The organism is Type-C symbiont of Plautia stali (assembly GCF_059730935.1).
On sequence record NZ_AP035923.1, the window covers coordinates 101,947 to 117,253 of the forward strand.

Genomic DNA, 15,307 nt, shown 5'->3' on the forward strand with positions numbered 1-15,307 from the left:
TTATGCGAGACGAGAGAAGTGAAAGCGAAACAGCAAAAAAGTAACCAGAATGTGAATGAGATCGCAGGACTGAGCCAGACCACCGTATGGCAGCGCCACGCGATTACCGAAGCGGAAAGCGACTGGCTGGCGCAGGAAGTGCCGGTGGCGCTGGTCTACAACGGTATTTCACACGTGGTGATGATGGCGACGCCGGATAATCTGCAGGCTTTTGCGCTCGGTTTTTCGCTCTCTGAAGGCATTATTGAGCAACCCGGCGAGATCTATGGCATGGATGTGGTGCCGGGCTGCAATGGGTTCGAAGTGCAGATCGAACTCTCCAGCCGGCGTTTTATGGCGCTGAAGGCGCAGCGTCGCGCCATGGCGGGCCGCACCGGTTGCGGCGTATGCGGGGTGGAGCAGCTGGATCAAATCGGCAAGCCGGTGCAGCCGCTGCCGTTTACGCAGACCTTCGATCTGGCCTGCCTCGATAACGGGCTGGCACAGCTGCGCGATTTCCAGCCCATCGGCAATCTGACCGGCTGCACGCACGCCGCCGCGTGGATGTCGCCGCAGGGCGAACTGCAGGGCTGCTGCGAAGACGTGGGTCGCCACGTGGCGCTGGATAAGCTGCTGGGTCAGCGCAGCCAGCAGCACTGGCAGCAGGGCGCGGTGCTGGTTTCCAGCCGCGCCAGCTATGAGATGGTGCAAAAATCTGCCATGTGCGGCGTAGAGATCCTGTTTGCCGTCTCGGCCGCCACCCAGCTGGCCGTTGAAGTGGCCGAGCGCTGTAACCTGACGCTGGTCGGTTTTTCTAAACCGGGACGCGCCACGGTGTACAGCCATCCGCAGCGTCTGATTAACGGTTGATGTGCGATACATGCCGGGAATTTCATCGTTCACGGCGTGCAGCGTACCGGGAGGTGTCAGGCAATCTTTTATTACGCTGCGCTTTTTCTGGTTAGCCTGCTAAATAATATGCATGCAATAGTTTTTAATGTGACATTCTTTTCGATAGGAATGAAGAAGTTGATGCGCTATCATTAACGTCTCAATCAATAATAATATATTCATTATGGCTTTAATTAAAAAGCTGCGGCAGCTGAATCGCAGGCGTAATTATTTAAAGAAAGAGATTAAATACTCTCTTGATCTTTATTTTGCAGCAAGGAAATGGAAAAAGTCTTCATGCCACAAGCCGAATAGACAGGATATCAAATCCATTCTGCTGGTTCGCAATGAAGGTAAAATCGGCGATGCCATCGTTTCTACGTGTTTTCTCAGAGCGCTGTTTGAAGCCGGATATCGTGTAGATATTCTGGCGGTAAAGGAGAATGAGAGCCTTTTCCGACATAACCCGTATATTCACAACATCTATCTCTCGGACAGTTTCAGCGATTGTCATCAGCGCGATAAATATGACACCGCCATCGGGAGTGAGGTCGTTACCCTCCTGAGAGACAATGCTTACGATTTATTGATCGATACGGCTATCTGGCAAACCGCGCTGTATATGCCCAAAATGATTGCCGATATCAATCCTAAAATGACGCTGGGTTTCAACAAGCCTGGCTGGCTTAAACCCTACGATATCAACATTCAGTTCGATCACCTTAATAACCACGTTAAAAATATCTATCGTGCGGTTCTTGACTATCTTCAGGTTGAGACGGTTGATGGGCTGAATTATGAAATATTTTACCCTGAGCGCATTGATGCCGAAATTCACCAGTCCGGCATGTTTTCCGCTGATGAGCACAATATTTTAATCAATATTTATGCCAGTCATGCCGATCGTGACCTCTCTGAGCAGCAGCTGAATGAGCTAATCGGGGCGATTGTCAGGCATAATGCGGCCACCAATATCGTGGTGCTCGATCACAAAGGCGCGCTGGAACAGGCGTCGCTGTACCCCGCGAAGTTATACCGCGTTCCCTCGCTGTATCACGCTTTCGCTGCGGTTAAGAAAAGTGATTGCGTGATTACTCCCGATACCGCCGTGGTGCATATCTCGGCGGCTTATAATAAAGCCCTGGTTGGCATCTATCAGGACTCATTGAAAAATAATCAGCTGTGGTCACCTGGCTACAGTAACGGCCATCAGATATTTTCCGATGAGTTTGTTTTTAAAAATGACGGACGGCTGGTTGAGAAAATAAGCCAAAAAATCCACACGCTGGTTCAGCCATAATCGATGAGGTCACCGTGCCGTCGGTACGGTGACCGTGCATCGGGCAGTTCCTTACACCACCTGCACCGCTAACGCCTGCTGCAGAGCGCTGAGCGCACCGGGCTTTGCCGCGCCGCCGTCGCAAATCAACAGATCGATATCGCCGACAGGGGCGTACTGGGTACGGCTGATCACGCCGAGTTTGCTGTGATCCGCCAGCAGCAGGGTGCGGCTGGCCTGCTGTACCATGGCGTGCGCGATGGCGGCTTCATGCGGATGGAAACTGCTGGCGCCGTTTCGGGCGTCGATGCCGACCGGTGACAGCAGCGCCACGTCGGCGCGATATCGATAAATTTCCCCCACCGTCATTTCTCCCCGCGTCTGCTGCGCGCCGGCCATCATCATGCCGCCCAGCAGCAGCACCTGGTTATTCAGGGTTTCATGCTCTTCGGCCGCGGTGAGCGCCAGTGCCGCCTGCAGACTGTTGGTGATGATGGTCAGGCCGGACATGGTGCGCAGCTCTTCTGCCAGCAGCGTGGTGGTGGTGCCGGCATCGAGGAACAGCGTCTGGCCGGGCTGCAGATGTTGTACCGCCGCGGCGGCAATCGCGCGTTTCTCTCTGGCCTGTGCGTTACGGCGCACCTGCAGCGGTGGCTCCGGCGGGCTCTCCAGCGCCACCAGACCGCCATGTACGCGGCGCGCCAGCCCCTGCGCCTCAAGCGAAATGATATCGCGCCGTGCCGTTTCCCGCGAAATACCCAGCTCTTTGATGATGCGTTCAGTGCTGAGCTGATGTTGCGTGCTCAGCAGCGCGCGGATGCGATGTAAACGGGTTTCCTGCAGCATGACGTTTCCCTGTGGCAGAGCGAAGCTGGGCCTAAGCTTACCTGAGTGTCATCGTGGCGTCATGTGTATTTGGTTGTATTTGTGTATTTGGTTGCATTTTTCACTAAAGCAGGCATGATGTTCGCAGAGATCAGGCTGCAAACACCCCCTTTCACCTTCGCAACGGGAGTTACCATGGTTACACGTTCCACCATCATGGATACCAACAGTTTTCGCGCCGAACACGCCGACGCGCTGGATCCGGCCACCCGCACTCTGACGGACAAGCGCAGCAAAGTGCTGGGCGAATCGTATCGTCTGTTTTATCGCAAGCCGGTGCATCTGGTGCGCGGCGAAGGGCAGTATTTGTGGGATGCGGCGGGTAATAAATATCTGGATGTGTATAACAATGTGGCGAGCATCGGCCACTGCCATCCGGCGGTCATTGAGGCGGTGAGTCAGCAGATGAAGATGCTGAACACGCACACGCGTTATCTGCACGAGCGCATTCTTGACTACAGCGAAGCGTTGCTGGCGACCACGCCGGAAGCCATCGATCGCGCCATGTATATGTGTACCGGCTCAGAAGCCAACGATTTGGCGATTCGCGTGGCGCGCGCCTGGAGCGGTGGCACCGGTATTATTGTCTCGCAGGAGGCGTACCACGGTACCAGTGATTTGACCTCTGGCGCGTCACCGGCGCTGGGTAGCGGTCAGCCGCTGGCCGCGACCACCCGCCTGGTGCCACCGCCGGATGCTTATCGTGTCGATGCGCCCGACCTCGGGGCATGGTTCGCCGATCAGATACAGCAGCAGATTGATGACATGAAAGCGCACGGCATTAAATTCGCCGGTTTCCTCGCCGACTCGATCTTCTCCTCCGACGGCGTGCTGCCTAATCCGCGCGGATTCCTGCAGCAAGCGGTGGATGTGGTGCATGCTAACGGCGGCATTTTTATCGCTGATGAAGTGCAGCCCGGCTTTGCCCGCACCGGCGATGCCTTCTGGGGCTTTGCCCGTCACGGCGTGGTGCCGGATGTGGTCACCACCGGTAAGCCGATGGGCAACGGTATTCCGGTTTCCGGCCTGCTGGCGAAAAGCGACGTGCTGGCCGCGTTCAGCGACGAGATCCCTTATTTCAATACCTTCGGCGGCAACCCGGTGGCGATGGCCGCTGCGCAGGCGGTGCTGACGGTGATTCAGGAAGAGGGGCTGCAGGAGCATAGCCGTGTGGTCGGCGCACAGCTGCTGGCGGAGCTGCAGAAGCTGATGGATCGCCATGACTGCATTGGTGATGTGCGCGGTGCCGGGCTGTTTATCGGGTTTGAGCTGGTGCAGGATCGCAGCAGTAAGACGCCGGACAAAGCGCTGGCGCTGGATTTGATCGAGAAGCTGCGCGATCACCATGTGCTGACGTCGGTGGCCGGGCCGTACGGCAACGTGCTGAAACTGCGTCCGCCGCTGGCGTTCCAGAGCGGTGATATCGACTGGCTGGTGGGAGCACTGGATAAGTCGCTGACGGAGCTGGGGCGTTAATTATTCAGATATCAGGTCGCCATGAATGGCGACCCTTCAGCATAATGTGCCAGACGCGCGTTGATGCGCATCTGGCAGGGCGTGAAAGGACATCACGCTGCGGCAGTTTCCTGGGCAAAAATCTGCTCCATCTTCTGCCACGCCTGTGCCACATCATCATCGAGATTGAACAGGCCGGAGGTGCCGACAATAAACACGTCGACGCCCGAGGCGGCAATCTGCTTAAAGGTGCGCGCATTGCACGACCCATCGATTTCGGTCAGATAGTGATAACCGTGCGTTTCCCGCATGGCGATCAGCTGGCGAATTTTGTTCAGCGTTTCCGGAATAAATTTCTGTCCGGCGAAACCGGGATCGACTGACATCACCGTCACTTTATCCAGCAGATGCGCATATTCACGAATGCTGTCGGCTGGCGTCGCCGGATTCAGCACCACGCCGCAGCGACGACCAGCCTCTTTAATTTGCGTCAGCAGGCGAAAAATTTTGTTATTCGCCGTCTCCGGATGGAAACTGATAATATCCGCGCCGGCGTCAATGCACATCGGAATAATATCTTCCGGGTGGTTCACCATTAAATGCACATCAATCGGCACATCGGTAATTTTACGCAGGTTCTCAATAAAGAATGGCGACAGCGTAATATTCTTAACATAGCTGCCATCCATAATATCGACATGATAGAACGAGGCGCTGGCGTTCATCGCTTCGATCTGCTCGCGGAAGCGGGTCAAATCCATGCACATCAGGGACGGTGAAAAGCGGGCGTTCATGCTGATTTCCTCATTACGCAAACAGCGCCCGCAGGCGCTGTCTGTGACATCAATGGAAGAACGAAATAATATGGCCGAGCACAATGCCGACGATACCGAAGTCCGCATCACCAAAGGTGGTGGACGCGAAGCCAAGGTCACCCATCAGCGGCAGCAGAATGGCGGGCAGGAAGGAGATCAGCAGCCCCTGGACAAAGGAACCGATGATGGCACCGCGCCGTCCGCCGGTGATGTTGCCGTAGACGCCAGCGGTCGCGCCGCAGAAGAAGTGCGGCACCAGGCCCGGCACAATCACGCTCAGACCGAACAGCGGGCACAGGAACATGCTGATCAGACCGGCGGCGAAGCTGCACAGGAAGCCGATGATCACGGCGTTCGGCGCGAACGGGAAGACCGTCGGGCAATCCAGCGCCGGTTTAGCGTTTGGCACCAGTTTATCGGCGATGCCTTTGAACGCCGGGACGATCTCGGCAATCACCATGCGTACACCGGCAAGAATGATGTAAACGCCCGCAGCAAAGGTGATCGACTGGATAATGGCAAAGACGATGAAGTTCTGGCCGCCGCTCACCTGGCTTTCGGTAAACTCTTTACCGGCGACCAGCACCAGCGCGACAAACAGAATCATCATGGTTAGCGAAATTGCCACGGACGAGTCGCGCAGGAAGTTGAGGGTTTTCGGTACTTTCAGCTCTTCAATCGACGGGCTGCCTTTGCCCACCGCTTTGCCGACCAGCGCCGACAGCAGGTAGCCGGTGGAGCCAAAGTGGCCCAGCGCCAGGTCGTCCGAGTTGGTGATTTTGCGGGTGAACGGCTGCAGAATCGCCGGACATACCACCATCATGGTGCCGAGAATCAGCGAGCCGATCAGCACCAGCCAGAAGCCGTGCACGCCGCCCACTGACAGGATCACCGCCAGCATCGCCGACATATACAGCGTATGGTGCCCGGTCAGGAAGATGTATTTCAGCGGCGTGATGCGCGCCAGCACAATATTCACCAGCATACCGAACACCATGATCATCGCGGTTTCGGTACCGTAGTTTTTCTGTGCCAGCGCGGCCATTGCATCAGTATTCGGCACTACGCCCTGAATATTGAACGAGTGCTCGAATAGCTGGCTGAAGATGGTCAGGGTGGCCGCAATTAAGTTGGCCCCGGCGATAAGAATAACAAAACCCATGATGGTTTTTAGCGTACCGGAAATCACATCGGATACCGGTTTCTTTTGCAGTAATAAACCAATCAGGGAAAAAAGGCCGACAAGTATAGCGGGTGTTCCAAGAACATCCTTAATTATAAACTGCAGCATAAATTACTCCGTGTGAGTAAATTTCGTCGGGTCAATTACAGGTTGTCGGCGAGAATTTCTTTGATTCTGGCGTTATCCAGTAAATTGCTCAGGCCAAATACCTGTGCGCTGTGGCTCGACAGCTGGTCAGCGATATCTTTAGCGCTGATGATAATATCGGCCTGCTCAGATTTGGCAGAGGTTAAATCGGTATGACCCACTTCAGCCTCTTTACCCAGCTCCTTAATAATTTTCTTCACGTTCATTTCCACAATGAAGCTGCTGCCTAAACCGTTTCCACACACAATCAGTACTTTTTTCATTTTCAGGTTTCTCTGGTGATTAATCTTTAATGACAGCTTCAATCGCTGGCAGGGTCGATGCCGACAGCAACTGCTGCAGGCGGGATTCGTCGCTGAACACCTCAGCCAGCGCGGTGATCATCTGAATATGATCGTCGCCAGACAGGGCGCACAGCATAATAACGACAAATACCGGGTCGTTTTCTTCGGCGGCAAAATTCACGCCTTGTTTTACATGCAGCAGCGACAGGCCGTTTTTGCGCGCACCCTGTTCCGGACGCGCATGTGGCATCGCCAGACCCGGCGCCAGCACATAATAGGGACCCAGCTCAGCATGCGAGGTAAAGATCGCATCCAGATAAGCCGGGGTAATTGCCCCCTCCGCCAGCAGCGGCTCGGCCGATAAACGCACCGCTTCCTGCCAGTCGCTAACGTCGTCTATTACCCGGATATGTTGCGGTGTCAGCCATTGAGTGAGCATCAGTAATTCCTGTTTATTCGTCGATGCGGTGCACTGTAGGTGATTTTATCGCCTGGGTTCTGTGATGTTGCTCGCAAAAGTTAGCGCTAACACGAATGATGTTAAAAAGTGTGTTAGCGATAACATTTTTCCGCGCGCGGTTTGTCACGCTGAGGCCGGGGTGACATGCTCAGGCCAGCGAAAATCACGCAGCCAATGAGACATGCCCGATTCTGTGGTTTTTAACATGGCACCAATTTGCTTTTGGTTTTAAGCTGCGTGCGGATAAATCGAGCGCTACCCGGAACCAGCAGGGTAGAGACAGGAGAACGCATGACAGAAAAACGACGGCGCAGTACCGGCAAAAGCACGCTGGCCGATGTTGCCCGTTTGGTCGGTGTCAGCGCCATGACGGCGTCGCGCGCTTTGCGTATGCCGGAGAAAGTGTCGCCCGAAATTCGCGCAAGGATCGACGCGGCCGTCGCGGAACTGGCCTATGTGCCCAACGTGCAGGCGCGTAACCTGGCGTCAGCCTCGTCGCGGCTGATCACCATGGTGGTACCCTCATTTGCGACGCCGGGCAGCGCGATTGTGTCAGAGGCACTGCAGGAGGTGCTGCGGCCGCAGGGCTATAACATGATGCTGGCCGAAGCCAATCACTCGGCGGCGGAGGAGAGCGAGCTGATTGAGATGCTGCTCTCTTACAACCCGGCCGCAATGGTGCACTTCAATTTCGATAATGCCGCCGAAGCGCAGCGCCTGCTGAGCAACTCCGGTCTGCCGGTGATGGACATCGGCGGCGTGCATCAGGATTCTGCCGGCATCAGCATCGGCGTGGACTATGCGAAAGCCATTCGTCAGCTGGTAAACAGCCTGGTGGAGCGCGGCTATCGCCATCCCGGCCTGCTGTGCACACAAACGCACAGCACTATTTTCCGTCAGCTGCTCAATGGCTGGCACAGCGGGATGCTGGCGCTGAATCTGGCACCGCACCGCGTAGTGACCTCACCAAAAATGCCCACCTTTGCCGCCGGCCACAGCCTGCTGGCAGAGATCCGTCTCACCTGGCCGGAACTCGACGTCCTGATCTGTACCAGCGATGAAGTGGCGTGCGGCGCCATCATGGCCTGTCACGCGGCGGGCGTCTCGGTGCCCAGCCAGCTGGCGATTGCCAGCATCGGCGGTGGCCCGCTGGCAGCGGTATGTTCGCCGCCGCTGACCAGCATTGTGCTGCCGTACGAGGAGATGGGGCGCATGGCCGGTAAACGCCTGCTGGCGGCACTCAACGGCGACGAGCCGCCTGCCATCAACGAGCTGCCGGTGCAGCTTAAGCTGCGCGCCAGCACCCACAAGGTGTAGCCGTGTGTGCGCACCTTTTGCCAGATTGATCAAATCCTTATCATTACTAAGGCATTGATAACCCTTTTCCGGATCATGATTTTAACTATAATGATCCGACTGCTTATGCGGCACACCAGCAAGGTTGTGCTGCCAAACACTAAATGGAGAGGAAGAACATGAGTTATTCACTGCCATCCCTGCCGTACGCCTACGACGCACTGGAACCGCACTTCGACAAGCAGACGATGGAAATCCATCACACTAAACATCACCAGACCTACGTTAACAACGCCAACGCGGCGCTGGAAGGTACCGAATTCGCAAACCTGCCGGTTGATGAACTGATCACCAAACTGGATCAGCTGCCAGCAGACAAAAAAGGCCCACTGCGTAACAACGCTGGTGGCCACGCTAACCACAGCCTGTTCTGGAAAGGCCTGAAAACCGGCACCACGCTGCAGGGCGACCTGAAAGCAGCAATCGAAAAAGATTTCGGTAGCGTTGAGAAATTCCAGGAAGAGTTCGAGAAAGCGGCCGCGACCCGTTTTGGCTCTGGCTGGGCGTGGCTGGTGAAAAAAGGCGACAAGCTGGCGGTCGTTTCAACCGCTAACCAAGACAACCCGCTGATGGGCGAAGCCATCGCTGGCGTGTCTGGTTTCCCAATCATCGGTCTGGATGTGTGGGAGCACGCTTACTATCTGAAGTATCAGAACAAGCGCCCTGACTACATCAAAGCGTTCTGGAACGTGGTGAACTGGGACGAAGCAGCGGCACGTTTCGCCTCGGCAAAATAAGTTCTGGCTTACGCTATGTGAATAACCGGTGCCTGCGTGCACCGGTTTTTTATCGCCATCCTAAACCGCAGCTCAACAAACTCCACGTCATGACCAGGCTAAAGTGGTTATTAACGCGCCGTTGATAATTTGGGGCATACAGTAGCCTTCAGTTATCTCGCGACGTAAAAATAATCATGTCTATTATTACACATTCTGAGCCGGACTCCGTTTCGTCGGCCGCGCTGTTTATACCTTTAGTCAGTGGAAAGCTGCGGCCAAATAAGCTGTGGAATAGCCAGCAATTTCGCCTGAAATTTGCCTTAAGGTCAGCGGTATTTCCACTGACCACCTTTAATTATCTCCATCAGCTGGCCAAACTCTCTTTTCTGCCGCAGCTGTTAAACAGCCAGGGCTTACTGCCGGCTAAGCCGCATCGCCCGTATTTGCGCGCAGGTTTCAGCGTGGCGCAGCGTGCGCAGGCGATTCTCGATCATTATCAATTGATGGATAAGCTGGCGAATAATCAGCTGCGCCAGTTGCTGCTGAGCCCGAGCGGTAATCTCCTTGCCCGTTTCACCGGCAAAAACGAGGAGCAGTTTGCGATTTATTGCTGCTCCGGCCATTACGACCGGGAAGGGGAAATTACGCTGCTGCTTAATTATCAGGATATGACGCTGGCCTCGCTGTCATTCTCTATTATTCAGGAACAGCAGCAGCGCACGCTATTAATTGGGGGCTTGCAGGGGCCGCGGAAACATATTTCCAGTGACGTTATTCGCGATGCCACCAAAGCCGCGCACGGCGTATTTCCTAAGCGTCTGCTGATGGAAGCGGTATTTATTCTGGCGGCACAGTGCGGCGTACAGGCCATTACCGCCGTCGGCGATACCACCCATGTTTTCCGCAGCCTGCGCTACCGTCATAGCAAAGGTGATAAATTCTTTGCCAGCTATAGCGAGTTCTGGCTGTCACTGGGCGGGGAAATGCGGGGTGATGAGCTGTTTACGCTGCCGCTGAGCATGGCACGTAAAGATCTGGAAGAGATTGCCAGCAAGAAGCGCGCGGAGTATCGCCGCCGCTATGCCTTGCTGGATACGCTGGCGCAGCAGGTGCTGCAGGCTGCCGGGGCAGAACGCGACGTGGCCCACGCCGCGTAACGGTAATCAGAATGGCTGCTTCGCGTAGCCGGTCATCACCTTCAGCCCCATCTCGCGTCCCAGCGCGGTCATCGGGTGTACCACCACCAGGCCGCGCACGCTTTTCTTCAGCGCGCCCATGTTCGCCTGCTCTTTTTTGGTGATTTCACGGCTGAACGGCAGCTTTTTCAGCTGCTGGGCTTCTTTGCTCAGCTTCTCTTCGCGCACGTTGCGCAGACGTTCAATTTCCTGCACCAGCGTCTCTTTCTCTTTCAGCAGCGCGCCAAGCTTTTCGGCATCGCCCGCTTCAAGCAGCTGCGGTTCTTTGCGATTCAGCGCGTCCAGCTGGTCGCTGAGACGTTTAATCTCGGCTTTTTCTTGTTCTTTCATTGGGAAAACTCATTAAGGAAAACAGGCAAAGGATACATCAAATCCGCCCGCTTTTGCAGCGCAGCGACAACAGAGGCAACGGGATAATCGGGTGCAGCGGGCGGGCGGGCAAAAAAATACCCAGCGCAAGGCTGGGTATTGACTGGAATTACAGAATGAAGCGGCTGAGATCTTCGTCGGCCACCAGTTCATCCAGATGCTGACCAACATATTCGGCATCGATGGTGATCGATTCGCCGTGGCGATCGCTGGCGTCGTAGGAGATATCTTCCATCAGACGCTCCAGCACGGTGTGCAGACGACGTGCACCGATATTCTCGGTGGTTTCGTTCACCTGCCACGCCGCTTCGGCGATGCGACGGATGCCGTCTTCAGTGAATTCAACGTTAACGCCTTCGGTGCCCATCAGCGCTTTGTACTGTACTGTCACGGACGCGTTCGGCTCGGTCAGGATGCGTTCGAAATCATTGACCGTCAGCGCCTGCAGCTCAACGCGAATCGGCAGACGACCCTGCAGCTCCGGAATCAGATCCGACGGGCTGGCCACCTGGAACGCGCCGGAGGCGATAAACAGGATATGGTCGGTTTTGACCATGCCGTGTTTGGTGGACACGGTGCAGCCTTCCACCAATGGCAGCAGATCGCGCTGTACGCCCTCACGTGACACATCCGGGCCCGACGACTGGCCGCCGCGCTTACAGATTTTGTCGATTTCGTCGATGAACACGATACCGTGCTGTTCAACCGCGTCGATGGCGTCCTGCTTCAGCTCTTCCGGGTTCACCAGCTTGGCCGCTTCTTCTTCAATCAGCAGCTTCATCGCGTCTTTGATTTTCAGCTTACGCGGTTTCTGCTTCTGGCCGCCGAGGTTCTGGAACATCGACTGCAGCTGGCTGGTCATCTCTTCCATGCCCGGAGGCGCCATGATTTCAACGCCCATCGGTGCAGCAGCCAGATCGATCTCAATCTCTTTGTCATCCAGCTGGCCTTCGCGCAGTTTTTTGCGGAACGACTGGCGCGCAGCGGACGGCTCAGCGCTCTGCTCCGGCTGCCCCCAGTTGTTTTTCGCTGGCGGGATCAGCACATCCAGAATGCGATCTTCTGCCATCTCTTCAGCGCGGTATTTGTTTTTCTCGATCGCCTGGCTGCGCACCATCTTGATGGCGGAGTCCGTCAGATCGCGAATAATCGAATCCACTTCTTTCCCGACATAGCCCACTTCGGTGAATTTAGTGGCTTCAACTTTGATGAACGGCGCATTGGCCAGCTTCGCCAGACGGCGGGCGATTTCGGTTTTACCGACGCCGGTCGGGCCGATCATCAGGATATTTTTTGGGGTCACTTCATGGCGCAGCTCTTCGTCAAGCTGCATGCGGCGCCAGCGGTTACGCAGCGCAATGGCGACCGCTTTTTTGGCGCCGTCCTGGCCGATGATGAAGCGGTTAAGCTCGCTGACAATCTCGCGTGGAGTCATCTCAGACATGGTTTTGGTCCTTACGCCTTAGACGGTAATTCTTCGTAGTTAATGTTGTGGTTGGTGTAGATGCAGATATCACCGGCGATATTCAGCGCTTTGGCTACGATATCGTGCGCACCCATCTCCGTGTTCTCCAGCAGCGCGCGGGCGGCTGCCTGGGCGTAAGGCCCGCCGGAACCGATGGCAATCAGGTCATTTTCCGGCTGAATCACGTCACCGTTACCGCTGATGATCAGTGAGGAGTTCTCATCGGCAACCGCCAGCAGCGCTTCAAGGCGGCGCAGCATCCGGTCAGTACGCCAGTCTTTCGCCAGTTCGACCGCGGCTTTCACCAGATGGCCCTGATGCATCTCCAGTTTGCGTTCGAACAGTTCAAACAGGGTAAAGGCATCTGCGGTGCCGCCAGCAAAGCCCGCGATCACTTTGTCGTTGTAGAGACGACGCACCTTTTTAACATTGCCTTTCATTACGGTATTGCCGAGCGTCGCCTGGCCATCACCACCGATCACGACCCGGCCGTTGCGTCGTACACTTACTATTGTTGTCACGGGCAGACCCCTTGTTGCAGTGGAAAAAAGACACCGCGCAGCGGGCGCGGCGTATCATGCAACCAGATATGGGGTAATCCTGTGGGGTTTCAACCCCCGGCAATATCTGATGCTGCAAATTGCCGGGGGCGAGCAGGGAGGGTTAAGGCAGGGCGAGCGGGATACAGCTGCTGTGGCCGGAGCTGTGCAGGCGCTTCACCGTGCTGTCTGCGCTGCTGCGGTCTTTAAACGGTCCAATCACCACGCGATTCCAGCCGCCGCCAGTCGTGATGCGGCTTTCGAAACCTTCAAACGCCAGACCGGCGCGTACCGATTCCGCCTGATCGGTGCCTTTAAACGAGCCACACTGCACCATCCAGCGCTGGGTGCTCGCTTTCTCTTCCGTTTTGGCTTTGGCGCTCTCCTGCGGCTTCGCCGGCTCGCGAGTGATCGGTGCGGCCTGTTGCTGCTGCTGGCGTGCCGCCTGCTGCTGCAATTCCTGCTGGCGCTGCTGCTGCAACTGTTGCTGACGCTGCTGCTGTAACTGCTGCTGCTGACGCTGCAACTGCTGTTGTTGCTGTTGTGCCTGCTGCTGACGCTGCAGCGTTTGCTGGCGCTGAGCCGGGGTTTGTTCGTTCCACGGCACTTCATTCAGCTGGGTCGGCTGCTGGCGCATATCGGCCTGCATCTGCTCCAGCAGCTGACGCTGTTCGTCGGTCAGCTGGGTTTGCGACTTGATTTCGCCACCGGCAGACGGCTCGGTGGGCGACGGCACGGTCACCTGACGATTTTCCAGCTCTTTGATGTACTTCCAGCGCTCTTCCGGCTTCGGCGGCAGGCCATTACCGTTGGCTTTATGATTCGGAATCACCGGTGTTTCTTCTTTTTTGTGATGCGAGATGAACCATAAACCACCGGCAAAGGTCACCAGCACTGCCACGGCCAGTACTATCATCAGCTTTGAAGTGCCGGAGCCGCCTTTGCTTTTCTTGCTGCGGCCTGCCGGTTTTTTGCGACGCGTCCCTGTTGAACGCCCGCGGCCTACGTAATCTCTCTGTGCCACTTTCGTTCTGATACCCTTCAAAAAAATGCCACTGGGCGTGTAAATGGGGTGTTAATTTTGCCCGGCAAGGAATGCGTCATGTTACTCAAGGGCTGGAACTTTGACCAGCACAGTCTGCCTTCAGAATCTGCTGAAAATGCAGGGTTCCCGCATTCATTTTTCGCGTTTTGCTGCCGGTGCGGTACTGCCGCGGACGCGGAGTTCGGCGTCGAGCAGGCGTGAACCGTTGTTGACCCGTTTGCCCTGCAGCTCATCCAGCAGCAGCAGCATCGCTTCGCGGCCAATGGCAAAACGCGGCTGTGCCACGGTGGTCAGGGGCGGATCGTAGTATTGCGCCAGCTCGATATCATCGAAGCCGACCACCGACAGATCCTGCGGAATACGCATTCCCAGCTTGCGCGCCTGGTTCATCGCGCCCAGCGCCATCAGATCGCTATGGCAGAACAGGGCTTTCGGCGGCTGCGGCAGGCTCATCAGCTGCTTCAGCGCGCTGGCACCGGCTTCAAAGGTGAAGTCGCCGTGCACAATCAGCGTGGGATCGATGGCGATATTGCTGCGGCGCAGCGCCTGGATGTAGCCCTGCAACCGATACTGGCTGAGCGGGATATGTTCCGGTCCGGTGATGCAGGCGATCTGCCGATGGCCCAGCTGTAACAGGTGATTCACCGCTTCAAAGGCCGCGGTCAGGTTATCGATATGCACCGTGGGCAGCGCCATCTCCGGCGCGAACTCGTTGCCCATCACCATCGGCGGCAGATTACGCTGATCTTCAATGCCGGCGTCAAACGGCAGCTGCGAACCCAGCAGTACCATGCCGTCAATCTGGCGCGTCAGCATCAGGTTAAGGAAGGTTTTCTCCTGCTGATCCTGATGCGCGCAGTCACCAATCAGCACCAGATAGCCTTCCTGCGCGGCGGTCACTTCCACGCCGCGGATAATCTCGCTGAAGAAAGGGTCACAGATGTCCGGCACAATCACCAGAATGGTTTGCGTGTCGCCGCGTTTGGCGTTGCGCGCCAGACCGTGCGGCGCATAGCCGACGGCTTGCACCGCCTGTTCCACTTTCTGCCGGGTCGCGGCGGAAACTTTTTCCGGATTCATCAGCGCGCGCGAAACCGTGGCGGTAGAGACGCCAGCCTGCTCGGCCACATCTTTCATGGTGGCTGCCGATGAGGGTTGCTTCTGATCCAACGTTAACTCCTGACGCGGTACAGCGCATAGATATTCACACATAGCCGGCCCAGAGCCGGGACGGGCACTA

The 15,307-nt window shown here is 56.3% G+C and carries 16 protein-coding genes; 6 read left to right on the forward strand and 10 right to left on the reverse strand.

Annotated elements, in window-relative coordinates; all coding sequences use genetic code 11:
• Positions 1–18: 18 nt before the first annotated feature.
• Together fdhD and AC6I7J_RS00485 are read left to right on the forward strand one after the other, a co-directional pair.
• Complete coding sequence (fdhD, locus tag AC6I7J_RS00480; RefSeq protein ID WP_498006488.1) at positions 19–849, forward strand: formate dehydrogenase accessory sulfurtransferase FdhD; 831 nt, start codon at positions 19–21, stop codon at positions 847–849.
• 205 nt (positions 850–1,054) lie between these two features.
• On the forward strand, positions 1,055–2,170 hold the full coding sequence (locus AC6I7J_RS00485) for a glycosyltransferase family 9 protein (protein WP_498006489.1): 1,116 nt from the start codon (positions 1,055–1,057) through the stop codon (positions 2,168–2,170).
• A gap of 51 nt (positions 2,171–2,221) precedes the next feature.
• Here the strand turns inward: AC6I7J_RS00485 and AC6I7J_RS00490 are convergent, their stop codons facing one another.
• Positions 2,222–2,995 carry a DeoR/GlpR family DNA-binding transcription regulator gene (locus tag AC6I7J_RS00490; protein WP_211727333.1) on the reverse strand — a complete coding sequence of 258 codons (774 nt, stop codon included), beginning with the start codon at positions 2,993–2,995 and terminating at the stop codon, positions 2,222–2,224.
• A 174-nt stretch (positions 2,996–3,169) separates the two neighbouring features.
• On the opposite strand from AC6I7J_RS00490, the gene AC6I7J_RS00495 reads away from it, so the two are divergent.
• The gene (locus tag AC6I7J_RS00495) at positions 3,170–4,510 is read left to right on the forward strand and encodes an aspartate aminotransferase family protein (protein ID WP_132466968.1); all 1,341 of its coding nucleotides are present in this window, start codon (positions 3,170–3,172) and stop codon (positions 4,508–4,510) included.
• A 92-nt stretch (positions 4,511–4,602) separates the two neighbouring features.
• Here AC6I7J_RS00495 and alsE read toward each other — a convergent pair whose 3' ends face one another.
• Genes alsE through AC6I7J_RS00515 form a run of 4 tightly spaced genes read right to left on the reverse strand, consistent with a single transcriptional unit; the run spans position 4,603 to position 7,357 of the window.
• Positions 4,603–5,283, reverse strand: a complete 681-nt coding sequence (alsE, locus tag AC6I7J_RS00500) for a D-allulose 6-phosphate 3-epimerase (RefSeq protein ID WP_021506849.1) — start codon at positions 5,281–5,283, stop codon at positions 4,603–4,605.
• Between the two features lie 49 nt (positions 5,284–5,332).
• Positions 5,333–6,595 (reverse strand): PTS ascorbate transporter subunit IIC, encoded by a 1,263-nt coding sequence (gene ulaA / locus AC6I7J_RS00505; protein WP_058758148.1) that lies wholly within the window; start codon positions 6,593–6,595, stop codon positions 5,333–5,335.
• A 35-nt stretch (positions 6,596–6,630) separates the two neighbouring features.
• The gene (locus tag AC6I7J_RS00510; protein ID WP_021313417.1) at positions 6,631–6,897 is read right to left on the reverse strand and encodes a PTS sugar transporter subunit IIB; all 267 of its coding nucleotides are present in this window, start codon (positions 6,895–6,897) and stop codon (positions 6,631–6,633) included.
• Between the two features lie 19 nt (positions 6,898–6,916).
• Entirely contained in the window at positions 6,917–7,357 is a 441-nt protein-coding gene (locus AC6I7J_RS00515; protein WP_498006491.1) for a PTS sugar transporter subunit IIA, read from the reverse strand.
• A gap of 312 nt (positions 7,358–7,669) precedes the next feature.
• Between AC6I7J_RS00515 and AC6I7J_RS00520 the strand changes: the two genes are divergently transcribed.
• The 3 genes from AC6I7J_RS00520 to AC6I7J_RS00530 all read left to right on the forward strand — a co-directional run bounded on the left by AC6I7J_RS00520 (position 7,670) and on the right by AC6I7J_RS00530 (position 10,610).
• Positions 7,670–8,695, forward strand: coding sequence for a LacI family DNA-binding transcriptional regulator (locus AC6I7J_RS00520; protein WP_021506846.1), 1,026 nt, complete (start codon positions 7,670–7,672; stop codon positions 8,693–8,695).
• Between the two features lie 158 nt (positions 8,696–8,853).
• Positions 8,854–9,471 (forward strand): superoxide dismutase [Mn], encoded by a 618-nt coding sequence (sodA, locus tag AC6I7J_RS00525; protein WP_021506845.1) that lies wholly within the window; start codon positions 8,854–8,856, stop codon positions 9,469–9,471.
• Positions 9,472–9,647: 176 nt separating this feature from the next.
• Positions 9,648–10,610, forward strand: coding sequence for a VirK/YbjX family protein (locus AC6I7J_RS00530; protein WP_498006493.1), 963 nt, complete (start codon positions 9,648–9,650; stop codon positions 10,608–10,610).
• A gap of 6 nt (positions 10,611–10,616) precedes the next feature.
• On the opposite strand, the gene AC6I7J_RS00535 is transcribed toward AC6I7J_RS00530, so the two are convergent.
• The 5 genes from AC6I7J_RS00535 to cytR all read right to left on the reverse strand — a co-directional run bounded on the left by AC6I7J_RS00535 (position 10,617) and on the right by cytR (position 15,237).
• Positions 10,617–10,979 carry a YibL family ribosome-associated protein gene (locus tag AC6I7J_RS00535; protein ID WP_021506843.1) on the reverse strand — a complete coding sequence of 121 codons (363 nt, stop codon included), beginning with the start codon at positions 10,977–10,979 and terminating at the stop codon, positions 10,617–10,619.
• A 148-nt stretch (positions 10,980–11,127) separates the two neighbouring features.
• Positions 11,128–12,462 (reverse strand): ATP-dependent protease ATPase subunit HslU, encoded by a 1,335-nt coding sequence (hslU, locus tag AC6I7J_RS00540; protein ID WP_021506842.1) that lies wholly within the window; start codon positions 12,460–12,462, stop codon positions 11,128–11,130.
• Between the two features lie 11 nt (positions 12,463–12,473).
• A complete protein-coding gene (gene hslV, locus AC6I7J_RS00545) occupies positions 12,474–13,004 on the reverse strand; it encodes an ATP-dependent protease subunit HslV (RefSeq protein ID WP_031279590.1) in 531 nt (176 codons plus the stop codon).
• 142 nt (positions 13,005–13,146) lie between these two features.
• On the reverse strand, positions 13,147–14,046 hold the full coding sequence (gene ftsN / locus AC6I7J_RS00550) for a cell division protein FtsN (protein ID WP_072208558.1): 900 nt from the start codon (positions 14,044–14,046) through the stop codon (positions 13,147–13,149).
• 153 nt (positions 14,047–14,199) lie between these two features.
• Positions 14,200–15,237 carry a DNA-binding transcriptional regulator CytR gene (cytR, locus tag AC6I7J_RS00555; protein WP_021506839.1) on the reverse strand — a complete coding sequence of 346 codons (1,038 nt, stop codon included), beginning with the start codon at positions 15,235–15,237 and terminating at the stop codon, positions 14,200–14,202.
• Positions 15,238–15,307: the final 70 nt, after the last annotated feature.